A 21,704-nucleotide genomic window follows, 5' to 3' on the forward strand; every position below is an offset into this window, starting at 1 on the left:
CGGTCAGCCGGCCGGCTGCAGGCTGCCGCCGGGCAGCACGACCGGGATCGACGGCAGCACGATCCCGTCGTCGATCGGTGCCGCGTGCGGCACCAGCCCGCCGCTGACGGCCAGGGCCATCAGGTCCGGGAGCTCGTAGGCCTCGGCAGCGTCGACGTCGACCTGGTAGCCGAGGTCGCCGAAGCTGGCCACGGTCGGCGGCTGAGCGGGTTGCCCGCGGCGCCGACGAAGCCGGTCATGAGCTCGTCGCGGAACACGCTCTCCCGCCAGTGGCCGTCGCGCGTGCCCGGACCCCCGGTGTTCTCCACGGGTACCGGCTGCGGGCCGCCGCCCAGCAGCGCGCCGAACTCCTCCTGGGCGCCGGCGCCGGTGAACGTGGGGTCGGCCGTCCCGGCGCCCTGCAGGAGGCCCTTGAGGTCCCAGATGGTGCCGATGCCGAGCACGTGCCCCATCTCGTGCGCGATCACGTCGTGCAGGGTGCCGTCGGACTCCATCCGCGCGAGGTCGGCCGTGTCGAAGGACATGATCCCCTTCACCGGGAGGAACGCCGCGTTCCCGGCGGCCTCCGGGCGGACGTGCGTCGGGCCGGCCTGCCCGAGGATCCGCCCGGGGCCGTCGATGGGCACGCCCTGCGCCAGGACGAGCAGGTCGTCGACCACCTCGCCGTCCACCAGCACGTCGGGGAGGTCACCGACGATGACCCGCGCCCAGCGGTCGGCCGCCGCGGCGAACGCGTCCCGCTGGGCGTCGGTGAGACCGCCGAGGAAGCGGACCTCGATGGTGAACGGCGAGTCGGTCTTCGCGAGCGCCCGGGCGCGCCCGGCGTCGGCGCGCGCGAGGTGGGTCTCGTGGTCGGCCACGGCTGGTCCTCCTGTTCGTGGTGCCCGTCGCCACCGCGGCGCGGGACGTCCTGGGTGCTGCGCCGAGAGCTCAGAGCCCGAGGGCGTGCCGCATGGCCGCCCGGGAGGCGGGCCCGACCACGCCGTCGGCGGCGAGGCCGTGCGCCCGCTGGAAGTCACGGGTCGACGCCTCCGTGCGGGAGCCGAAGTGCTCGTCGACGTCGAGAGCCCGGCCCAGCGCCAGCACCAGCCGCCACTGCCAGGTGGCGACGGCGGCGCCGCTGTCCCCGCGGCGCAGCAGCCGGGTGCCGGTGCCCGGTTCGGCGTGCCACACATCGACGACGACCCGGGTCGGGCCGGTGAGCGTGGATGCCCGGACGCCCGTGCGGGCCGCGACGCCGATCCCCCAGGTGAGCTGCGCCTCGAGGTCCCCGGCGTCCGCGAGGTCCCGGAAGGCGGCTGACCCGGCGAGCCCCGGGAGCGGGCCCTCGAGGGTCGGGCGCCCGTCGTCGGTGTGCGCGGTCGCCGGGTGGACGTCGACCTGGACGACGGCGCGGCCGCGCAGCGGGATCTCGTCCCCTCTCCCCTGGTGGCGCAGCACGTCGACGTACTGCACCCGCACGCCCGGGACGGGACCGTCGAGGTCGAGGACCAGACGGTCGAAGGCCGTGTTCCGCCCAGCCCGGATCCTGCGCAGCCGGGCCGGGAGCCCGGCCTCCGCACGCGGGACCCCGGGCGCCACGTCGTCGGCGGCCCCCGGCAGCATCTCGTCGGGCGTCGCCCCTGGCAGCACGTCGGTCATGGCGCCACCTCACCCGGCGGCCGTCACCGGGGCCGCATCCGCTCCGACCAGGGGCGGGACCTGGGGCTCTCCGGGACGGCGGAGATGCGTCGCCGGGAGCCCGACGGGCGGCTGACCCTCCGGAGCCGTGCGGTGCCAGTTGACCAGCAGGCGGAGGTTCGGTTCGTTGCGCAGCGTCACCGCAGCCAGCGCCATGCGGGTGAGCAGGGACAGCTCCGGTGTCCCGTCCGCGGCCGTGGCGCCCTCCGGCCCCGGACGACACCCGGTCGGCAGGGCCAGTGGGGCGACCGGGGAGTCGGGGCCGGGCCAGCAGCCGCCGGGCCGCAGGTCGAGGCGGAGGGCGTCGACCAGCTCGAGCAGGTCGGTGCTCGTCCGGACGCCGAGGGCGCGCAGCCCGGCATAGGTCGTGCACGGGTCGTCGAGGTTGTCGATCCGAGGCCGACCCGTCCGGAGCAGGAGCAGGGACTGGTCCACCCAGTCCACGATGCGTTGCATCGGGATGCGTGCGACGAGCGCGACGTCGCCCAGGTCGGCCGTGGCCAGGTGCTGGACGTCCTCGATGCCGACCTCGGCCAGACGGGACTCGCTCCAGATGTCCATGCCGTCCAGCTGCGACAGGGGGAACGGGGGCTCCAGGCCGCCGCGGAACGGCCCGGTCAGCTTCCCCGCCACGCGGCGCAGCAACTGGATCCCGACCGTCGGGAAGACGCCCACCGCGAAGGCCACGACGTTCTCCAGGGGATCCGGCCCCCCGGCCGCGGCACCGCTCAGGGCGAAGACCTGGTCGATGCCCGCCACGAGGACCAGCACCGTCACCACCCGCACGACGCCGGCGAGGTAGGCACCGGGACGGAGGTCGTTCTGGAAGTAGCGGCGGATGAGCAGCGACAGCAGGAAGAAGTAGGCCCCGAGGAAGCCGGCCCGGAGCGCGTCGACCGACCGGGGCAGTGTGTCGGCCACGGGAGCGGACCAGACGACGAACGCCCAGCACACGGTGAGGGTGGCGACGCAGAGATAGACCGAGGCGAGCCGGCTGAGGGTGTCCCTGTGCAGGTCGTCGTCAGAGGCGGGCCAGCGCCCGTACTGCCCGACGAACCTGCTCTGGTAGCTGCTCGGCCGGCACCGGTAGCCCGGTCCGCCGGACTCGTACCACCGGCGCCAGGCCGCGGAGGAGCGCGAGGGCTCGGGCAGGAAACGGGGCTCGTCGACACCGAGCCGGTGCAGGACCTGGACGTACTCGTCGCAGAGGGGTCCGATGCGGAAGCGGATGAACCGCAGGTAGAGGAAGCCGGGCAACAGCCCCAGGAGCAGCACGGCGAACGCCTGGGCGGCCGGGACCTGCCAGAGCGGGTGAGTACGGAAGGCCACGTAGGACGCGGTCGCCAGCCCCGTGACGACCAGGAAGACCGAGCCCGGCGCGTTCCAGACGTGCTCGCGGACCCAGTGGACGGTCGACGGCTCGGCCGGCGGCTGCTGCCCGGCCTCGGCGTCGTGCGGTGGGGTGCCGAGGTAGCGGTCGTAGAGGGCGTCGACGTCCGCGGGCCGCTGCTCGAGCACCCGGGCCAGCCGTCGGGGCAGGTCGTCGGCCCCGGAGGCGTCACCGGCCGGGGCGAGCAGGCGGAAGGCCGGCTCGAGGTGGGCGGCGAGGGCGTCGACCCGGCCCGTGCGCGGTCGGGTGTCCCTCGTCATGGCGGTGCGGACCGGTCGGCAGCGGGTCCGGCGCAGGTCACCGGGACGGGGGCCGGGTGGTCCGGGGCGGTCACGGCGCCCTCCCTCTCGTGGGCCCGTCCGGTGGGGTCCCTCACCGGGCCGGTCAGCCGGTGAGTGCGGGCGCGCCCGGGCGCGCCCCGGTGCCGAGGACCTGCGTGACCTGCGGGCTGCCCTCGAGGTAGGCGACGAGCTGGCGCGGGGCGTACCGCGCCCGGGGGTCCTCGTGCCGCCGGACCGCGGTCGAGGCCACGGACTCGGAGGACGCGTCCTCCGCACCGATCGGCCGCGCGTGAGGCCGCAGCAGGCGGAAGAACCACCTCCGCGAGTCGTGCAGGACGCCCAGGGGATCCGGGTCCACGGGGAAGGTCCGGCCGTCGAAGACCCGCGGGGCGCCGTCGGCCGGCGAACGGTAGGCGTCGTCGCGGAACGCGAGTCCGCAGGAGCGGGCGCGGTCCACCATCCACAGGAGCGCGATGTCGGCCAGCTCCGACCGTGCATGCCCTCCGCCGACGTCGTAGTGGTCGCCGCTGAACCAGACCTGCTCGACCCCCGGGCGCCCGGCCACCGAGCGCCGGTCCCACAGCGTGGGCGCGAACGGCGCCCGCCGCTCGTCGACGGCGAGCGCCTGACAGGCGGTGTCGACGGTGCTGCTGAGCCGGGTGTCGTGGAACTCCCAGCGGCGGTTGAGCAGCCGCGACAGGCCGAGCCCGACCGACGGGATGCCGAGCGAGCCCACCGTGTCCCAGACCCCCAGGAACCGGATCCGCGGGGTATGGCTGTAGGCGTGCTGGAACAGCTGCGCCTCGAGGTCGCGCGGACCCGTGGCCCGCGACCGGTACAGGGCGTACGCCTCCCCCAGCCGGTCCACGTGCTCGCGCCGGAGGACGCCGCAGTTGCGAATGAGCCCGACGGTGCTGCGCGCGGTGTAGGCGCCGCGGCTGAATCCGAAGAGGAAGAGCTCGTCGCCGGGGTCGTAGTGCTCGACGACGAAGCGGTAGGCGTCCTGCACGTTCCGCGACAGGCCCACGCCGAAGGCCCCGCCCCGGAGGCGCTCGCCCGGCCGGGTGCCGACCCCCTGCTGGTAGTACACCCGCTGCTCGACGCCGTCCTCGCCCCGGCGGTCGACCCCCAGGGCGACCTTGGCGACGTTCGTGGGGCACGGGCGGCCGTCGCGCTCCTGACCGGCCGTGTTCCACGTGCCGTCGCAGCAGAGCACCAGGCGCTTCGGCATGACGACCTCCTCCTCCGCGGGCCGGTCCCTGCCGGCGGTCGCGGCGCACCGTAGGGCGGGCAGCGTCACCGCGCCGTCACCGGCGGGCGCCCCGTCACGGCCGGAGCGCCCCGGCCGTCGCGGCGGCGAGCAGCGGCCGCGGCAGGCGGGTGGTGCGCGGGTCACGGGCGGGAACGGGCACCTGCCACCGGGACACCAGCTCCTGCATCCGGCGGGACGGCGGGACGGCGAGCTCCCGCCAGAGCAGGTCCCGGAAGGCGGCGGAGGCCCGCAGGGCCTCGGCGAGGTTGCCCTCGGCGAGGTGCACCCGGACGAGGGTGCGGTGGGCGCTCTCCCTCAGCGGTTCGGCGCGGATGGCCAGGTACGCGACCTCGATCGCCTCGGCGTGCCGGCCCGCGGTGCAGAGGCGGCCCGCCGCGGTCTCCAGGGCGTGCAGCCGCCGTTGCTGCAGGCGGTCGCGCTCCAGGAGCACCCAGTCGTCGTACCAGCCCGGGAGGAGGTCGCCGAGGAGCGCCGGGGGCGGCAGCACGAGCCGGTCCGTCCCGGTGCTGGTATCGCCCACCTCGTCGGCCCACGCGTCGAGCTCGTGCACGTCGACCCGGACGCCCGCGCCCAGGCGGAGGGTGTCGGGCGTCGCGGCGACGAGCCCAGGGGCGGACCGGCGCAGCCGCCACAGCGTGGACCGCAGGCTGGCCTGGGCCCTCTCGTCCGGGACGTCGGGCCACAGGCAGCCGGCGACCGCGGCACGGGAGGGCCGGCCGGCCAGACACAGGTGTGCCACGAGGCGCTGCACCGACCGCGGCAGGTCCTCCACGACCGGCCGGCCGACGGCGCGGGCGTCCCGGACGGAGAACCCGCCGAGCAGCGTGACGTGCGATCCGCCGGCCGCAGCCGCGCGCGGTGTCCGGTCCATGCGCGTTCCCCGATCACGAGTGGGAGTCCTCGACCGGAGGAGGCGCACCCGGACGTCGCTGATACCTGACCGGGAGGGGGACGGCGGCCGGCGAGCGGTTCAGCCGCTCCCGTGTCCGGCCCCGGGCACCTCCCGGAGGACGTCGGGCCCCGGCGCGGGCCGACCGTCGAAGAGCCGGGGATCGGTGAGCAGGGCGGTCATCGACGGGGTCGGCGCGATCCCGAGCGTGTCCGCGAGCGCCTCGCGGAACGACTCGTAGGCGCGGCGCGCCTCGGCCACCTCGCCCGCCGCCAGGTGGGCACGCACGAGGACGCGGTGGGCGCTCTCCCGGAGCGGGTGCCCGCGGGCGGCGGCGCGGGCGGCCTCGGCCGCCGCGCCGGGCCGACCGATACGGATGAGCTCGTCGGCCACGGCCTCGAGCGCGTGCACCCGGAGCTGGCGCACGCGCTCCCGCTCGAGCGCGACCCAGTCCTCGTGCCATCCGGGGAGGAGCTCGCCGCGCAGCGCCTCCTCGGGCACGACGACGTCGCCGCCGCGGACGCGGAGGTCGAGGACCCGTGACGCCCAGGTCTCCAGCTCCCGGACGTCCACGCGCACGTCCGCCCCGAGGCGCAGCGAGTCCCCGGGTGTCTCGACCATCCCCGGCGCCAGCCGCCGCAGCCGCCACAGGGCCGACCGCAGGCTGCCGTGCGCGTGCTCCTCGGGCACGTCGGGCCAGAGTGCGCCGGCGACGGCGTCGCGGTGCGGGCAGCGCGAGAGGGCGAGGTGGGCGACGAGACGTTGGATCGCCCGCGGCAGGTCCCGCACCGGTGGGTGCGTGTCCTGGCCGAGCCGGAGCGCGAAGCCGTCCAGGAGCGTGACCCGGGCGAGCGGTGCCGGACTGACGGGGCATCCCCGTCGGACACCGTGCCGGGGAGGAGGCGGGGTGCCGCCGCCCGCCGGTCCCTCATCCACCGCCGTCCCCCCGGCCGGGCACGTCGTCCACGAACCGGTCCAACCAGTCGCGGACGGCGTCGACGACGTCCCCCGGGCAGGCGGCGACGGCCACGCTGACCTCCTCCGCATCCGGTCCGCCGGGCCAGGTCTCCACGGCCGTCAGGCGTCCGCGGAAGGCCTGCGCGTCGTCCTCGAACCACACGCGGACGACCAGCGCGGCGCTCCGGTCGGTCGTCGTCGCCCGACGGAGGCGCGGGCCGTGGCGGCCGGACACCCGTGACCGACGGGGGGTCACGGCCGCGCACCCCCGGCCGGGCCGGCCGGTCCCGTCGCGGAGCGGGCGGTCCCCGGGCGGCGTGAGCCGTCGTCCTCCGGCCGCCCCGTGCTCTCGTGGTGCACCCCGGCGTCCGTCACGGTGGTCCCTCTCCGGCCGCCCTCCGGCGGCGTCGTCGCGTCCTGTCACCGGAGACTCGCGCCTCCCCGTCACCGGGACGTCAACGACAGGGACCGGCGCTCGGGCGGCCGGACCGCGCTCGCAAGCGGCGCGCGGCCGGGCCGCGGCGCGCCGGCCCGCTCCGGCGCCGTGCACGCGATGCGGCGGACGCGGGGCACGTGCCGCACGAGCCCGGTCAGCTGCTCGCTCGGGGCGACGTCCAGCTCGTCGGCCAGCATGGCCCGGAAGAGCTCGTAGGCACGGACCGCCTCGGCCACGTTCCCCTCGGCCAGGTGGACACCGACCACCACCCGGTGGGCGCTCTCGCGCAGCGGCTCGTCGCGGACGGCGGCGTGTGCCGCCTGCAGCGCCTCCCCGTGCCGGCCGGCGCAGGCGAGCCGGACGGCGACGGCCTCGAGCGCACGGACGCGGACCTGACGCAGGCGCTCCCGCTCGAGGAGCACCCAGTCGTCGTACCAGCCGGGGAGGAGGTCCCCGAGGAGCACCGGCTCCGGCAGGCCGACGTCCCCGGCGCGGGTGCCCGGCGCGGTGGACCGCCGCGCCCAGGCCTCGAGGTCGTGCACGTCGACCCGGGCGGCAGCCGTCAGGTGCAGCGACCCGCCCGTCCCCTCGACCAGGCCGGGAGCCGCCCTGTTGAGCCGCCACAACGCAGATCGCAGGCTGCCGTGTGCATGATCCTCGGGTGCGCCCGGCCACAGGCGGACGGCCGTCGCCGCGCGGGTCGCCCGGCGCTGGAGACACAGGTGCGCCAGGAGCCGCTGCACCGCGCGGGGCAGGTCGTCGGGAGCCGGCCCCCGGGCGGATCCGGACAGGTCCAGCCCGAAGCCGTCGAGCAGCGTGACGTGTGGACGGGACGGACGTTCCACGGGCCAGCTCCTCCCTACATGGACGGCCGACGGCGGACGACGGTGGCGCGCGGGAGGGCCCCGGCCCCCACATGGGAGGGCCCCGGCCCCGGGACCACGCCGGCTGCCGGTCGAGGACGGCACCGGACCGCCGCAGGAGGGGACACGTGCCCCGTCGACGGGACGTCCGTGGCCCGGCCCCGGCCGTCGGGAGGCCGTGGCCGTCCAGCCGGTCCCGCCCGGTGGGCGGAGGCCGCAGCGGGGACCGCCCTCTGCGTGCTGCCCGGCGGACCGGTGGATCAGGTGTCGCGCGCGAGGCGCGGCGGACCGGCCCGGCCGGCCTCCTCGGGACGAGCGGTCCTCACACGCGGGTGCACGACTCCGACCGGCATGGCTCCCCCTGGACGCACGCATGACAGCTGCGGGAGGGCCACGCTAGTGAGTGGCCGACCCCGGCAGGGGGCGGCTCGGGAGCCGTACGCAGGTCTGCGTAGTGGCCGGTCACGGCACCGCGTCCGACCGGCCACGACGGGCCGAAGGTCCCTCCACGATCGGCGACCAGCGCACTACGCTCAGCAAGGTGTCGCGCACGACGACGTGTCACGCAGCGTGGCTCGCCCTCGTCGGCGAGATCCTGCAGGGGCAGTCGCGCGTCCGGGAGTTCCCTCATGTGCGCGTGGCGGCGCTGCTCCGGGAGTCCTTCGACGCTGCCTGTTGTTCGCGCAACGTCGTGGACCGCCGGTGGGTGGACCACGTCGTCGGCGGCTGGCCCGAGGACTACCTGCCCGCGGTGCCCGCGCTCGGGATCCTCCCCGACGCCACGACCCACCCGCTCATCCGCTGGTACGCCGCCACGGGCGGTTCCGCCGCACAGGTCCTGAGCCGGGTGCCCCGCGAGGTGGCGCCACCCGGCATGGCAGGCGAGTGGTCGGCGTTCGCCCGCCACTTCGGGATCACCCACCAGCTCTCGCTGCCGCTGTGGGTGGGCCACGGGATCGAGGCCTACGTGGTCAGCCGTCCCGACGACGACTTCGACGACGCCGACCTCGAGCTGGCCGAGCTGGTCCTCCCCGCCCTCGCCGTGCTGCTCGCCCAGCACCGGGCCCTCCACGGCCTGCCGGAGGAGCAGCACGCCCCCGGCCGCGACCTGGGCCTGACCGACCGCGAGTTCGCCGTCCTGCGCCTGCTCGGGGCGGGCCTCACCGCACAGGCGATCGCCCACCGCCTGCACACCTCGCCCCGCACGGTGCACAAGCACCTCGAGCACCTGTACCGGAAGCTGGGCGTGCGGGACCGGTTGATGGCGGTCCAGCGGGCCCGCGACGCCGGCCTGCTCGCCGCGCCCGCCGAACCCGGCGGACGGACCGGGGCCACCCGTCCCCCGCCACCGGTCCCCTCCCTGCACCGTGGAGGCCACCGCACCACCGCGCCGGCACCCGCGAGCGGTCCCGCCCGCCTCCACGGCCGGCAGGGCGCCGTCCGTGGGGAGGAGTACGTACAGACGCTCGTCCCCGGCCCTCCCTAGCGTCTCGGACGCCGACGCCGGATGCGGTTCCCCGGGAGGACGCCATGTCGCAGCTGGTCATCCACCTCCACTGGACCGACGCCGGACCCGAGCACCTGGCCCGGCTGCGGCGGCTGCTGCCGCCGGTCCGCCTGGCGCCCGGGGGGCCGTGCCTGCACCGCCGCACGTGGTCATCGGGGTCCGAGCTGCACGGCGTCGAGGTGTGGGGCGACGACGACGCGGCGCGCCGGTACCTCGACGAGCTGCCCCTGGACTCGGCCGCGGCAGGTCTCGAGGCACCGACCGTGGTCGTGCTCGTGTTCCCGGAGGCCTACCGCTCGGTCCTGCCGCTCGTCATCGGCGCGACGGACGAGGACGCCTCCGCACCCGACTCGCTGGCCGGCACGGCCCCGGGGCAGTAGGCGGGTACCGGGCGGGCGTGGCCCGCCAGCGCCGGTGACGCCACGGTGAGGCGCCGCTCCGCATCCTCTCAGCACCGGGCCGGCGCGCCCCGTCCCCCGGAGGGCCCCGGCGACACCTGGGGAAGGGCTGGTCGTCGTGCAGAGGACATCCGACGTCCTCGTCGTCGGTGGCAGCCTCAGCGGCTGCGCATCGGCGATGCTGCTGGCCCGTCAGGGCCTGCGGATCACGGTGCTCGAGCAGCCGCCGACCCGGCCTTCTACAAGCGTGCCTGCACCCACTACATCCAGCCCGGCGCCACGACGGTCTTCGGGCGACTGGGGCTCACGTCCCGCCTGGAGGCCGCCGGTGCGGTCCCCAACGGCATCGACCTCTGGACCCGCTACGGGTGGATCCGGCCGCCCGACGAGGGGCTGTACGGGTACAACGTCCGGCGGAGTGTCCTGGACCCGATGCTGCGGGATGCGGCGGCCGGGACGCCCGGGGTCGACCTCCGGCTCGGGGTGAAGGCCACCGGGCTCATCCGGCGAGGCGGTCGCGTGGAGGGTGTGCAGGCGACCGACCACACGGGTGAGGAGCAGCGGTTCCCCGGCCGCGTCGTCGTCGGTGCGGACGGGAGGCACTTCCCCGTGGCGTCGTGGGCCGGGGTGCCCGTGAAGAAGAGGAAGCACGGGCGCTTCATCTACTTCGCTTCCTTCGAGGACGTCCCCCTCCCCCGGGGACCACGCTCGCTGATGTGGTTCACGGACCCCGACGTCGCCTACGTGTTCCCCAACGACGGCGGGACCACCGTCGTCGCGGTCATGCTCACGGCCGACGAGCTGGCCGACTTCCGCCGGGACGTCGACGGCAACCTCCGCCGCCTCGTCGCAGGCCTCCCGGATGCGCCCGATCTCAGCCGGGCACGGCGGGTGTCGGACTACGTCGGTGTCCCGCACCACCCGGACGTGAGCAGGAGAGCGGCCGCGCCGGGCCTGGCCCTCGTCGGCGACGCGGCGCCCACGACCGACTACCAGTGGGGAGTCGGCTGCGGATGGGCGCTGGAGTCCGCCGTGTGGCTCGCCGACGGGATCGGCCCGGTGCTGAGCGGACCGGCCCCTGACACCTCCGCGCGGTCGACCGGGCGCTCCGGCGCTACGCCGACCGGCACCACCGCGCCCTCGCCGCGCACCACTTCTTCATCGCGGACCTCGCGGGCGGGCGGACCGTGAACCCGCTCGAGCGCCTGATGTTCGCGGCCGCCGCGCGCGACGACCAACTGGCGGCCGACCTCGCCCCTTACGGCGGGAGGCTGATCACGCCCTGGCGCTTCCTCAGCCCCGCCAGGATCGCGCGCAGCGCACGGGTCCAGCTGGAGGCCTCCCTGCGGGAACGAGCCGCCGGCGCGGCCGCTCGGCAGGACGCGCGGCGCCTCGGTGCGGACCGCTCCACCGAGGCGCCCGCCACCGGGCCGTCCCCGATCCCGCGGTCGCCGTCAGGTGGGCGGCAGCCGGACCGGCGTGATGGCCGGGGGAGCTGCGTCGACCGACCAGCCCCGCACGGTCGGGTCCACGATGCGGGGGTCCGTGGCCAGGGCTGCGGCGAGGTCGCCCGCCAGGAGAGCCCCGTGGTCCTCCTCGTCGGCCCACACGTGGACGCCGTCGAGGTGGCCGTCGGCCGACGTCAGCCAGATCTCGATCAGCAGGCCCGGCACCGCGGCGAAGGCGGGGGCGAGCTGCTCGACGCAGGTCGCGGCCCCGGTGAGCCGGTAGTCGACACCGACATGTGCACGTCCGCCCCTCGGGACGAGCCGTCGAGGACCGACCGGGTCCACCGGAGCCGTGCGGTCGACCAGCGACCTCGGACCCCGGCCAGGCCGCCCCGGGTGACCCGCCCGGTGACCCGCCCGGTGACCCGGCGCTCGGTGTCCCGGCGGATCCGGGCCGGCCTGCGTGCCCGCGCCGTCGCGTTGACACCCGTCTCACCCGGACCCTAGACAGGTCGGGTGGACGACGACGTCTCGCGCCGGGTGGCGCTCGAGGTGGCCGACGGCGTGGCGACCGTCCGGCTGGACCGGCCGGACAAGCTCAACGCCCTGGACCCGGCGATGTTCGAGGCGCTGGTCGCCGTCGGGACCTCGCTCGTCGACCGCGACGACGTCGGCGCGGTCGTGCTCACCGGCGCCGGCCGGGCGTTCTGCGCCGGCCTGGACCTCGCCTCCTTCGCCGCGATGGCCGACGGCAGCCGGGTCGTCGTCCCCCGTGAGCCGCTCGGCGCCGCGCGGGCCCTGGGCCAGCAGGCCGTGCACGTCTGGTCGCTGGTGCCCGCCCCCGTGATCGCCGCGGTGCACGGGTTCGCCTTCGGCGGCGGCCTGCAGGTCGCGCTCGGCGCCGACATCCGCCTCGTCGCCCCCGACGCGCAGCTGTCGGTGATGGAGGTGCAGTGGGGCCTGGTGCCCGACATGTGCGGCACCCAGCTGCTGCCCGAGCTGGTCGGCCGCGACGTCGCCAAGGAGCTCGCGCTCACCGGGCGCCGGGTGAGCGGCAGCGAGGCGGCGCGGCTGGGCCTGGCCACCCGCGAGGCGGCCGACCCGCTCGCCGAGGCGCAGGCCCTCGCCGCGGAGATCGCCGGGCACAGCCGCAGCGCCACCCGGGCCACCAAGCGGCTGCTCGACCTGGCCGGCCGGGTGCCGCTGGCCGAGGGGCTGCAGGCCGAGCAGGACGAGATCGGCGCGCTGATCGGCTCGCCGGAGCAGGTGGCGGTCGTCCGGCGACGGCTCGCGTGAGCGCCCTGTTCGACCTGACCGGCCGCCGCGTGCTGGTCACCGGCGGCGGGTCCGGCATCGGGCTGGCCATGGCCCGGGCGCTCGCCGGCCACGGGGCGTCGGTGGCGCTCTGGGGACGGCGGGCCGAGCGGGTGCGGGCCGCGGCCGACGCGCTCGCCGCCGACGGCGCCGTGGCGCACGCCCAGCAGGTCGACGTCTCCGACGAGGCGGCCGTCGCGGCGGGCGTGCGGGAGACGGTGGCGCTGCTCGGCGGCCTCGACGTCGTCGTGGTCAACGCCGGGCTCGGCGTCCCCCTCACGCCCTTGGTCGAGACGACGGCCGCCGACTACCGGACCGTCATGGACACCAACCTCGACGGCGCCTTCTGGACGCTGCGCGAGACCGCCCGGGCGATGGTGAAGCAGGGCACCGGCGGGTCGGTCATCGCGGTGGCGAGCCTCGCCGCCATCAGCGGCACCGCCCGCAACCACGCCTACGGCGCGAGCAAGGCGGGGCTGACGGCGTTCGTGCGCTCGGCCGCCGTGGAGCTCGCCCGGCACGGCATCCGCGTCAACGGCGTCCTGCCCGGGTGGACCGCCACCGACATGACCGCCGCCGCCCAGTCCTCCCAGGTGTTCACCGACCGGGTCATCTCCCGCGTGCCGATGGGCCGCTGGGGCCGGCCCGAGGAGTTCGGCGGGATCGCCGTCTACCTCGCCGCGGACGCCTCCAGCTACCAGACCGGCACCACGGTCCTCGTCGACGGCGGCTACGCGGTCTTCTGAGCCCCGGGTGCACCGCGCGGGCCCCGCGGCCGCCCGGGACGGCACCTGCCGACGGTCGGCAACGACACGCCGTCCCGGTCGACCGACCGGACCCGTGGTGGGTCGCCGCCGGGGCGCGGGATGGTCGAGGGGACCACAGGAGGTGCCCCGTGCTGAGCAGCCAGGAGAGACGGGTCTGGGCCGACGTCCAGCGTTCCTGGGACGAGACCGCCCCGGGACCCGCCGCCCGGCGGGCGGGCGCGACCGCGACGCGCTCACTACCGGAGTGGGAGGACGCGCCGGGCTGGGTGGTCGCGGGCGCGTGGCTCGCGATCTTCCTCGTGCTCTTCGGTGCCGTGGTCTCCGGCGTGGCGCTCGGGATCGCGACCGTGCTCGGTTGGGCGCTGTGGCGCCGCCGGCCGGCGAGGACCGGCCGGGTCCCGCGCTCGGGCGGCGTCCCGGCGAGCCGCCGGACCGGCGCGTCCGCCGGCCGGTGACCGCGGGAGCGGGCGCTCAGGGCTCGGGAGGGAGGGGCGCCGCCGGCCAGTCGAGCAGCCGGGCGCCCAGCACCGCCGCGTGCAGCGCGAACCGCTGGTCGGGCCGCGCGACGGAGTGGCCGGTGAGCTGGGCGACGCGGGCCAGCCGGTAGGTCACCGTGCGGACGGAGACGTGCAGCCGGCGGGCGGTCTCGGTGGCGACGTCCCCGGCGTCGAAGTACGCCCGCAGCGTCTCCAGCAGCACCTCCGCGCCGCCCCGCACCCGGTCCAGCGGCGTCAGCACGTCCCGGACCAGGTCGACCATCGCCGCCTGGTCGCGCCCGAGCACCCGGTGAACGAGCAGGTCACGGGCGTGGACGACGTCGCCGTCCAGACCGAGCCTCCCGGCCACGGTCAGCGCCTCCCGCGCCTCCTCGTAGGAGCGAGCGACGCCGTAGGCGCCGGCGAAGGCACGCCCCGTCGCCACCCGCCATCGCCCGGGCACCGCACGCCGGGACAGGTCCTGCTGCAGCGCCGCGCCCAGGTCGGCCTGCTCCTCGATGGCCGGCGCCGGCGCACCGGTCCCCGGGACGACGACGACCACCCGGCCGTCCTTGGGAGCCACCAGCACCTCGCGGTCACCGATCCGGTCGACTACCGCACGCTCCAGCGCGATCGCCGCACGGTCGAGCGTGCCCTCGCCGTCCCGGGGGGCCACGAGCGCGACCTGGTGCGCCCTGCCCAGGTCGATGCCGAACGGCTCGGCGCGCTCGACCATCCGCGAGACGTCGGCGTCCCCCCGGAGCAGGTCGTCGACGAACTCGACCCGCAACGCCTCCTCCTGCCGGATCATCGCGCGGCGCTCCGCCTGGTGACCGTCGACCAGCACGCCGACGGCGTCGTCGAGCACCCGCAGGACCGCCTCGGCGGCCCGGCGCACCTCCTCCGCGTCCGACGAGCGCGCGACGGCGGGCAGCTGCCGCCACAGCCGCCACGCGGCGGACAGGTAGAGGTCGACGGCGCGGCGCGCGCTGACGCCCTCCGCGGCGGCCTGACGGCCCAGCTCGCGGACGGCGTCGAGCTCGAACGGGTCGGGACGGCGGCCGTCGATCGCGGCGTCGGCCAGCAGCGGCAGGTACCCGCCGAGCAGGTCGGCCGGGACGCGGACGGCCGCCGCCGCCGACGTCCCGACCGAGCTCAGCCACTCGGCGAGGACCGGCTCGTGCTCCGTCGGACGGCTGCGGGTCACGACCCCTCCTCCACCTCATCGGGACACATCGTCGGAACACGTCGCCGGGACACGTCGCCGGGACACGTCGCCGGTGCGTGTGACCGGTACACGTCCCCGGCGGCTGCCATCGTGGCCCTCCCCCGGCGGGACGGGCCACGCCCACCGGTGCCGGTCCCCCTGGCGGCGCACCCGCCGTCAGGAGGCCGGCTGCGGGCAGGCGACGCAGGTCGCGGCGTGCGGCCGGAACTCCAGCCGCTCCGACGAGATGTCCCCATGGCAGTCCGTGCACACGCCGTAGCTGCCGTCGGCGATCCGCTGCAGCGCCGCGTCGATCTCCTCGACCGTGCGCTGCAGGGTCGCGGCGCGGCGGACCGCGACCGGGTCCGGCACGGCCGTGGCCGCCTCGGAGAGAGCCAGCTCCCGCTGCCGGAGGCAGTCGGCGCGCTGGTCGGTGAGCAGGTGCCGGAAGGGCTCCCAGCGGGTCCCCGGAGCCGCGGGAGCCGGAGCCGGCGAGGGGAGGGTGACGGACATGGTCGACTCCTTCGACGAGACGGCAGGCGCGCCTCCCACCGAGGGAGGCGCGCCCGGACAGGTGCGTGGACGGCCCGGAGAGCCGGCCCGTCCGCGGAGGTCCCCGGTGCGTCCGGCACCGCGACGTGGCGTCGCCCGCCGTCCCCGGCACTCCTCCGCGGCCGGGCACGTCCGGGCCGCGACCCCACCGTCGCGCCCCGTCCCGGCGGGGAGAAGGGCTCCGCCCGGCGAACCGGTCACCCCCTGCGTTGCCGGCGCCCGGCAAGGTCGCGCCAGGGGTGCCGTCGTTGCCGGTCCCCGGAAGGGACGGCCGGCCCGGGACGTCCGGCCGCGCCCCTGGTCCGACCCGGGCCGTGCGGCCAGGGTCGGGACAGGAGGTGGTGGCCGTGCTCGACGATCGGGAACAGCAGGCCTGGCAGGAGATCGAGCGGGCGTGGGCCCGGGACGCGCGCCGGGGCGGACGTCCCCGGGCGCGCGCCCACGTGGTGGCCGTGGCGGTCGCCACGGTCGTCACCGTGTCCGTCGCCGGCGTCGTCGTCGGCGCCCCGTGGGCGGGGCCGGCCCTCGTGGCCGCGCTGCTGGCGTGGCCTCTGGCCCGGTGGTGGCGGGAGGTCGGCGAGTCGTGCACGTCCGCGCTCGTGCCGATGTCCGGGTGGGTCCCGGAGGACCCCCCGGGTCCGGACACGTCCGTCGGGCCCCGGTCGGGCCCGCCCGGGGCCGGCCGCTGACCGTGGGGCTGCACCCGGACGGGGCGCTCGTCGACGGCGGTCGGTCGATGCACCGAGCGGCGTGCCGGTATCGTGGAGCGGTCCCCCCGGGGACCCGTGCAACTACCTGCTGTTCGAGCAAGGCGGCGCGCTCGAACACCCAGCAGAGGTCATGTTCCACACCCGCCGTCCCGGCAGCACGCTGCTCCAGCACGCCGGCGTCTCCTACTTCCCCGTCGCGTTCGCCGCCCGGCTGCCGTTCGCGATGATCACCGTCGGCCTGCTCACCCTGGTCGTCGCCGAGCGCGGCTCGGTCGTCCTCGGCGGTCTCACCTCCGCCGTCGCCGGCCTCGGCACCGCGCTGGCCGGCCCGCTGCTGGGCGCGGCCGCCGACCGCTTCGGGCAGCGCCGGGTGCTCGTCCCCGTCGGGGTCGTCAACGCGGCCCTGCTCGCGGTCCTCCCGCCGGTCGTCGGCGGCAGCGCCCCGGACGCCGCCGTCCTCGCGCTCGCGGTGCTGATCGGCGTCTCCGCGCCCCAGGTCGCGCCGATGTCGCGCACCCGCCTGGTCGCCATCATCCGGCGGGCCGTCGCGGCGAGCCGCCGCGAGAAGGTGCTCACCGGCACGATGGCCTACGAGTCCGCGGCCGACGAGGTCGTCTTCATCGTCGGGCCCTTCGTCGTCGGCCTGCTGGCCACCGCGGTGGCGCCGTCGCTGGCCGTCACCGCCGCGGCGGTGCTGACGCTGGTCTTCGTCACCTGGTTCGCGCTGCACCCCACCGGCCGGGTCGACGACGCCGCGCGGGAGACGGCGGTCGCCCCGGCGCCCGCCCGCGAGCTGGCCCGCGTCCCGCTGGTCACCGTCGTCGCCGGCGCGCTCGGCATCGGCCTGTTCTTCGGCGCGACGCTCACCTCGCTCACCGGCTTCCTCGCCGCCGACGGCGACGGCGACCGCGCGGGGCTGCTCTACGGCGTCATGGGCATCGGCTCGGCCGCGCTGGCGCTCGGCTCCGCCGCCCTGCCGGCGCGCTTCTCGCTGCGGGCCCGGTGGCTCGTGTTCGGCGGGCTGCTGCTGGCCGGCACGCTGCTCTACGCCTCCGCGGACTCGGTGCCCGTGCTGCTCGCCGCGCTGGCGGTGCTCGGCCTCGGCGTCGGCCCCACCCTGGTCAGCCAGTACAGCCTCGCCGCGCAGCTGAGCCCGGCCGGCCGGTCGACCACCACGATGACGATGCTCGGCTCGGCGGTCGTCGTCGGGCAGGCCACCGCGTCGGCGCTCACCGGCGGCGTCGTCGAGCGGTTCGGCGCGCAGGCCGCGCTGGCGCTGCCCGCGCTCGCCGCCGCCGTCGTGCTCGGCAGCGCGCTGGCCTCCGCCGCGGCGGCGCGGCGGGTGCTGCGGCCGGAGCCCCTCCCGGCCTGACGCCGGGGTCAGTGGCCGCGGAAGGCCTCCTCCAGCCACCACGACGGCCGGTCCCGGGTCACCTTCGCGTCGACCAGCAGCGGGGTGTCCCGCGGCCCGGCGAGCCACTCCCCCACCCTCGCGAGGTCGCCGGGGTCCCGGACGGTCACCGCCGTGAAGCCGTGCCCGCGGGCGATCGCGGCGAAGTCGGTCTCGGGGAACCGCACGGTGTCCAGGGGGTGCCCGTCGGGCCCGAAGTGGTGCACCTCGGCCCCGTAGCCGGCGTCGTCGTACACGACGACGACCATGGGCAGGCCGAGCCGGGCGACGGTCTCCAGCTCCGAGGCGCCCATGAGCGCGCCGCCGTCGCCGAGGGCGGCGACCGGCAGCCGGTCGGGCCGGGCCAGCGCCGCGCCGATCGCGGTGGCCAGGCCCAGCCCCACCGACTGGAACGCCTGGGTGAAGCAGAACCCGGACTCGTCGGGGACGTCGAGGAACATGCTCGGGTAGCCCATGAAGTTGCCGGAGTCGACGGCGACGACGCGCTCGGCCGGCAGCAGGTCGTCGAGGGCGGCGGTGAACGTCCGCGGGTCGACCAGGCCGTCGCCGCCGGCGTCGTCGTACGGCTCGTCGCGCCACCGGCGGCGCGCGGCCAGCGTCCGGCGCACGTCGTCGGTGCGGTACCCGGCTCCTCCGCCGGTTCCCCCGCCGACTCCCCGGCCGACTCCGCCGCCAGCGATGGCGGCGCCCACCGCCCGGGCCACCGCCCCGACGTCGCCGACGACCCCGAGGTCGACCGGGCGCTGCGCCCCGAGCGCCCCGGCCTCGAGGTCCACCTGGGCGACGACGGCGCCGTCGGCGATCAGCCGGCCGTGCCGCGTGGTCCACATGTTCAGCGCGCAGCCCCAGCCGACGACCAGGTCGGCCCCGGCGACCAGCTCGGCGGCGAGCGGGGTGGCGAACCCGCCGGAGACGTCGAGGTCCCACGGGTCGCCGCGGAACAACCCGCGGGCCACCGCCGACGTGGCGAGCAGGGCGCCGCAGCGGCCGGCCAGTTCGGCCAGCTCGGCCCGGTACCCGCGCGCGCCGCGGCCGGCGACGAAGACCGGGCGGCGTGCCCGCCCGAGGGCCTCGGCCAGGGCCGCGACGTCGGCCGGCGCCGGCGCGGGCACGGCCGTGACCTCCGGCGCGGTCCCCGGCCCGGCGGGGGCCTCCTCCGCCTGCACGTCCAGCGGGAGGTTGAGCACGACGACGCGGCGGTCGTCCCGCGCGGTGGTGAACGCCCGGGTCGCCACCGCGACCGCGTCCCGCGCCGCGGTCACCCGCATCGGCACCGCCCCGACCGCCTCGGCGAGCGCCGTCTGGTCGACGGCGAAGTTCGACCGCGGCGAGGTCGCCTCCGCCGTCACCACCACCAGCGGGGTGCGGCTCTTGGCCGCCTCGGTGATGCCCGTCAGCGCGTTGGTGAGCCCGCAGCCCTGGTGCAGGCTCAGCGCCGCCACGGTGCCGCTCATCCGGGCGTACGCGTCGGCGATCGTGGCCGCGCCGCCCTCGTGCCGGGCCGCGACGTAGCGGGCGCCGGCCGCGACCATCGCGTTGGTGGCGTGGAAGTTGCCCGACCCCACCACGCCGACGACCGTGCCGACGCCGCAGCGGACGAGCGTCTCCCCGACCGCCTGCGCGACGTTCACCCGCGCTCGACCAGGGCCAGCACCCGCGCCGGCGAGCCGGATCCCGACACGATGGGCAGCGGCGCGGCCACCAGCAGCGCCCCGGTCGGCGGCAGCCGGTCGAGGTTCTGCAGCTGCGTCAGCCCGTACTTGCCGCTGCCCATGAGCGCCGCGTGGCAGGGGAACGGCGGGTCGAAGGAGTGCGCGGCGCCGGCGTCGGTGCCGACGGTCTCCACCCCGAGGCCGATCACCGGCGCCTCCTCGGCCAGCCACCGGGCGCACGCGGGCGAGATCCCGGGGGTGTGCGGGCCGCTCTCGTCGGCGTTCAGGAAGTCCTCCTGCGAGAAGGCACGGGTGTCCCAGCCGGTGCGGTACAGCAGCCAGCCGCCCTCGGGCAGCGGCCCGTGCGCCGCCTCCCACTCGCGCACGTGCTCGACCTCGAGGAGGAAGTCGGGGTCCTGCGCCACCCGGTCGGAGAAGTCCAGGACGGCGGCGGGGCCCACGAGCCGGCGCACCGGCACCGAGGCGACGTCGTCGCCGTCGCGGCCGGTGACCCAGTGGTTGGGCGCGTCGAAGTGGGTGCCGGTGTGCTCGCCCGTGCGGAAGTTGTTCCAGTACCAGGCCGGGCCGCGGTCGTCGTAGCGGCTGAGCTCCTCCAGCTCGAACCGCGCCGTCTGCGCGAACGGCGGCGGCAGCTGGATGACCGGCGTCGTCGACGACAGCGGCGCGGTGAGGTCGACGACCTCGAGGGAGCCGGAGGCCAGTGCCTCGGCGAAGCTGGACAGGAGCGACATCGCGGACCCTTCTCGCAGGTGGGGGCCCAGCCAACCACCCGGGACGCCGGACGGCGGCGGCGCGTCGCCGCTGGTCTCCGCCGCTGGTCGCCGCCGCTGGTCGCCGCCGAGTCGTCGGGTTTGTCGCCGGTTCCCCCGCGTGCTGGACTGGCCGCGTGGTCCGCCTGCGCCAGCTCGTGCTCGCCGCCGCGGAGCGGGCACCGCTGGAGCGGGCGCTGCGCGAGCTGCTCGCCGCACCCGAGCCGCACTCCGACCCCGACGTCGGCGCGTTCGGCCTCACCAACGCCGTCCTCGCGGCCGGCTGCGACTTCGTCGAGGTGGTCTCGCCCGCGGAACCCGGCACGGCGGCCGGCCGGTGGCTCGCGCGCCACGGCGGCGACGGCGGCTACATGCTCATGGCCGACGGCCCGCCGGCGCTCCCGGCCGCCGCGCGCCTGGCCGCGCTGGGCGTGCGGGAGGTGCACCGCGCCGAGCTGCCCGACGCCATCGACGTGCACCTGCACCCCCGGGACACCGGCGGCGTGCTGCTCGCCCTCGACACCGTCGACCCGGCGAGGTCGTGGCGGTGGGCCGGCCCCGCCTGGACCGGGCGGAGCCCGGCGTGCGCGGGCGGGCTGCGCGAGGTCACCGTCGCCGTCCCCGACTCCGACCCGGCCGCGGTGGCCCGCCGCTGGGCGGACCTGCTGGAGGTGCCCGCGGACGACGGCGCCCGGCTGCGGCTCGACGGCGGCCGCCAGCAGTTGGTCTTCGTCGCCGGGGCGGGCGACGTCGCCGCGGTGACCGCGGCGCGCCTGGCACTGCGGGGCGCCACACCCCGCACCACCGACCTCGGCGGCGTGCGCCTCGAGGTCGTCCCGCTGGAGGAGGAGACGTGACGGACACCGGAGCGGACACCGGGACCGGCATCGAGACCGGCATCGAGACCGGGACCGACCACCTGCTCGCCCGGGTGGAGAACGGGGTCGCCGTCCTCACGCTCAACCGCCCCGAGCGGCGGAACGCGCTGTCCGAGGAGATGCTCACCGCCCTCGCCGCGACGCTCGCGCGGGTCGAGGAGGACGACGCGGTCGGCGCCGTGGTGCTCACCGGCGCGGGCGGCGCGTTCTGCGCGGGCGGGGACGTCAAGGGCTTCGCCGAGCGCTCCCCCGGTGCGCCCGGCGCGGCGGCGGAGCGGCGGCAGCGCACGAGCCAGCGCGCCACCAGCGGGCGCCTGTGGCGGATGCCCAAGCCCACCGTGGCGGTGCTGCCCGGGCCCGCGGCGGGGGCGGGCCTGTCGCTCGCGCTGGCCTGCGACCTGCGCTACGCGGCGTCGTCGGCGGTGCTCACCACGGCGTTCGCCAAGGTGGCGCTGGCCGGCGACTACGGCAGCGCGTGGTTCCTCGTGCGGCTCGTGGGCCCGGCGCGCGCCCGCGAGCTGCTGTACCTCTCGCCGCGGCTGTCGGCCGACGAGGCCCTGCGCCTCGGGCTGGTCAACGCCGTGCTGCCGCCGGACGCGCTCGAGCGCGAGGCGATGGCGGTGGCGCGCCGGCTGGCGGGCGGCCCGCGCACGGCGCTGGCGTCGATGAAGGAGAACGTCGCGCTGGCGCTGACCGCCCCGCTCGACGAGTACATGGACGTGGAGGTGACCCACCACCTCGCCACCTTCGCCACGGCCGACCACGCGGAGGCCGCCCGCGCCTTCGTCGAGAAGCGCGACCCGGTGTTCGGCGGGGGCGCTCCCGCCTAGGCACGGGGCGGCGCC

24 protein-coding genes and 1 pseudogene are annotated in these 21,704 nt (G+C 77.0%); 11 read left to right on the top strand and 14 right to left on the bottom strand.

The features are described 5' to 3' along the window. Positions 1–3 precede the first annotated feature (3 nt). The 9 genes from WA616_RS01705 to WA616_RS01745 all read right to left on the bottom strand — a co-directional run bounded on the left by WA616_RS01705 (position 4) and on the right by WA616_RS01745 (position 7,751). Positions 4–192, bottom strand: coding sequence for a hypothetical protein (locus tag WA616_RS01705; RefSeq protein WP_336026739.1), 189 nt, complete (start codon positions 190–192; stop codon positions 4–6). Then, positions 120–860 carry a peptidase gene (locus tag WA616_RS01710; protein ID WP_336026740.1) on the bottom strand — a complete coding sequence of 247 codons (741 nt, stop codon included), beginning with the start codon at positions 858–860 and terminating at the stop codon, positions 120–122. The genes WA616_RS01705 and WA616_RS01710 overlap by 73 nt, the downstream gene beginning before the upstream one ends. A gap of 70 nt (positions 861–930) precedes the next feature. Beyond that, positions 931–1,641 (bottom strand): peptidoglycan-binding domain-containing protein, encoded by a 711-nt coding sequence (locus tag WA616_RS01715; protein WP_336026741.1) that lies wholly within the window; start codon positions 1,639–1,641, stop codon positions 931–933. Positions 1,642–1,650: 9 nt separating this feature from the next. Further along, the gene (locus WA616_RS01720; protein ID WP_336026743.1) at positions 1,651–3,330 is read right to left on the bottom strand and encodes a hypothetical protein; all 1,680 of its coding nucleotides are present in this window, start codon (positions 3,328–3,330) and stop codon (positions 1,651–1,653) included. A 124-nt stretch (positions 3,331–3,454) separates the two neighbouring features. Beyond that, a complete protein-coding gene (locus WA616_RS01725) occupies positions 3,455–4,582 on the bottom strand; it encodes a DUF2235 domain-containing protein (protein WP_336026745.1) in 1,128 nt (375 codons plus the stop codon). A 94-nt stretch (positions 4,583–4,676) separates the two neighbouring features. Beyond that, complete coding sequence (locus WA616_RS01730) at positions 4,677–5,495, bottom strand: AfsR/SARP family transcriptional regulator (protein ID WP_336026748.1); 819 nt, start codon at positions 5,493–5,495, stop codon at positions 4,677–4,679. Positions 5,496–5,594: 99 nt separating this feature from the next. Continuing rightward, entirely contained in the window at positions 5,595–6,302 is a 708-nt protein-coding gene (locus WA616_RS01735; RefSeq protein ID WP_336026749.1) for an AfsR/SARP family transcriptional regulator, read from the bottom strand. Between the two features lie 139 nt (positions 6,303–6,441). Continuing rightward, positions 6,442–6,726, bottom strand: coding sequence for a hypothetical protein (locus WA616_RS01740; RefSeq protein ID WP_336026751.1), 285 nt, complete (start codon positions 6,724–6,726; stop codon positions 6,442–6,444). A 188-nt stretch (positions 6,727–6,914) separates the two neighbouring features. Further along, entirely contained in the window at positions 6,915–7,751 is an 837-nt protein-coding gene (locus tag WA616_RS01745; protein WP_336026753.1) for an AfsR/SARP family transcriptional regulator, read from the bottom strand. Between the two features lie 559 nt (positions 7,752–8,310). On the opposite strand from WA616_RS01745, the gene WA616_RS01750 reads away from it, so the two are divergent. The 4 genes and pseudogenes from WA616_RS01750 (at position 8,311) to WA616_RS01760 (ending at position 10,865) form a co-directional block, all read left to right on the top strand. Continuing rightward, a complete protein-coding gene (locus WA616_RS01750; RefSeq protein ID WP_336026754.1) occupies positions 8,311–9,255 on the top strand; it encodes a helix-turn-helix transcriptional regulator in 945 nt (314 codons plus the stop codon). 44 nt (positions 9,256–9,299) lie between these two features. Next, the gene (locus WA616_RS01755; RefSeq protein WP_336026755.1) at positions 9,300–9,656 is read left to right on the top strand and encodes a hypothetical protein; all 357 of its coding nucleotides are present in this window, start codon (positions 9,300–9,302) and stop codon (positions 9,654–9,656) included. A gap of 136 nt (positions 9,657–9,792) precedes the next feature. Next, positions 9,793–9,894, top strand: a pseudogene (locus WA616_RS24430) (NAD(P)-binding protein); the annotation flags it as partial. A gap of 44 nt (positions 9,895–9,938) precedes the next feature. Next, the gene (locus tag WA616_RS01760) at positions 9,939–10,865 is read left to right on the top strand and encodes an NAD(P)/FAD-dependent oxidoreductase (protein WP_442901968.1); all 927 of its coding nucleotides are present in this window, start codon (positions 9,939–9,941) and stop codon (positions 10,863–10,865) included. A 263-nt stretch (positions 10,866–11,128) separates the two neighbouring features. On the opposite strand, the gene WA616_RS01765 is transcribed toward WA616_RS01760, so the two are convergent. Next, on the bottom strand, positions 11,129–11,347 hold the full coding sequence (locus WA616_RS01765) for a hypothetical protein (RefSeq protein WP_336026759.1): 219 nt from the start codon (positions 11,345–11,347) through the stop codon (positions 11,129–11,131). A 291-nt stretch (positions 11,348–11,638) separates the two neighbouring features. Between WA616_RS01765 and WA616_RS01770 the strand changes: the two genes are divergently transcribed. The 3 genes from WA616_RS01770 (at position 11,639) to WA616_RS01780 (ending at position 13,658) form a co-directional block, all read left to right on the top strand. Beyond that, positions 11,639–12,418, top strand: coding sequence for a crotonase/enoyl-CoA hydratase family protein (locus WA616_RS01770; protein WP_336026760.1), 780 nt, complete (start codon positions 11,639–11,641; stop codon positions 12,416–12,418). Then, on the top strand, positions 12,415–13,182 hold the full coding sequence (locus WA616_RS01775; protein ID WP_336026762.1) for an SDR family NAD(P)-dependent oxidoreductase: 768 nt from the start codon (positions 12,415–12,417) through the stop codon (positions 13,180–13,182). The genes WA616_RS01770 and WA616_RS01775 overlap by 4 nt, the downstream gene beginning before the upstream one ends. A 149-nt stretch (positions 13,183–13,331) precedes the next feature. Then, positions 13,332–13,658: a hypothetical protein gene (locus WA616_RS01780; RefSeq protein ID WP_336026765.1), complete on the top strand. Its 327-nt coding sequence runs from the start codon at positions 13,332–13,334 to the stop codon at positions 13,656–13,658. 16 nt (positions 13,659–13,674) lie between these two features. On the opposite strand, the gene WA616_RS01785 is transcribed toward WA616_RS01780, so the two are convergent. Then, on the bottom strand, positions 13,675–14,886 hold the full coding sequence (locus WA616_RS01785; RefSeq protein ID WP_336026767.1) for a PucR family transcriptional regulator: 1,212 nt from the start codon (positions 14,884–14,886) through the stop codon (positions 13,675–13,677). Positions 14,887–15,063: 177 nt separating this feature from the next. Next, the gene (locus tag WA616_RS01790) at positions 15,064–15,399 is read right to left on the bottom strand and encodes a TraR/DksA family transcriptional regulator (protein WP_336026769.1); all 336 of its coding nucleotides are present in this window, start codon (positions 15,397–15,399) and stop codon (positions 15,064–15,066) included. Positions 15,400–15,785: 386 nt separating this feature from the next. On the opposite strand from WA616_RS01790, the gene WA616_RS01795 reads away from it, so the two are divergent. Beyond that, complete coding sequence (locus tag WA616_RS01795; protein ID WP_336026770.1) at positions 15,786–16,127, top strand: hypothetical protein; 342 nt, start codon at positions 15,786–15,788, stop codon at positions 16,125–16,127. 151 nt (positions 16,128–16,278) lie between these two features. Beyond that, on the top strand, positions 16,279–17,520 hold the full coding sequence (locus WA616_RS01800; RefSeq protein ID WP_336026771.1) for an MFS transporter: 1,242 nt from the start codon (positions 16,279–16,281) through the stop codon (positions 17,518–17,520). A gap of 8 nt (positions 17,521–17,528) precedes the next feature. On the opposite strand, the gene WA616_RS01805 is transcribed toward WA616_RS01800, so the two are convergent. Both WA616_RS01805 and WA616_RS01810 read right to left on the bottom strand, forming a co-directional pair. Then, positions 17,529–19,190, bottom strand: a complete 1,662-nt coding sequence (locus WA616_RS01805) for a thiamine pyrophosphate-binding protein (protein WP_336026773.1) — start codon at positions 19,188–19,190, stop codon at positions 17,529–17,531. Then, positions 19,187–19,963: a cyclase family protein gene (locus tag WA616_RS01810; protein ID WP_336026775.1), complete on the bottom strand. Its 777-nt coding sequence runs from the start codon at positions 19,961–19,963 to the stop codon at positions 19,187–19,189. The genes WA616_RS01805 and WA616_RS01810 overlap by 4 nt, the downstream gene beginning before the upstream one ends. 155 nt (positions 19,964–20,118) lie before the next feature. Here WA616_RS01810 and WA616_RS01815 point away from each other — a divergent pair, with 155 nt between their 5' ends. Together WA616_RS01815 and WA616_RS01820 are read left to right on the top strand one after the other, a co-directional pair. Beyond that, positions 20,119–20,838: a hypothetical protein gene (locus tag WA616_RS01815; protein WP_336026778.1), complete on the top strand. Its 720-nt coding sequence runs from the start codon at positions 20,119–20,121 to the stop codon at positions 20,836–20,838. After that, positions 20,835–21,689, top strand: coding sequence for an enoyl-CoA hydratase (locus WA616_RS01820; RefSeq protein WP_336026781.1), 855 nt, complete (start codon positions 20,835–20,837; stop codon positions 21,687–21,689). The genes WA616_RS01815 and WA616_RS01820 overlap by 4 nt, the downstream gene beginning before the upstream one ends. The last annotated feature ends 15 nt before the right edge of the window (positions 21,690–21,704 follow it).

Source organism: Geodermatophilus sp. FMUSA9-8, from assembly GCF_037034165.1.
In the GTDB taxonomy this organism is placed as follows: Bacteria; Actinomycetota; Actinomycetes; order Mycobacteriales; family Geodermatophilaceae; genus Geodermatophilus; species Geodermatophilus nigrescens.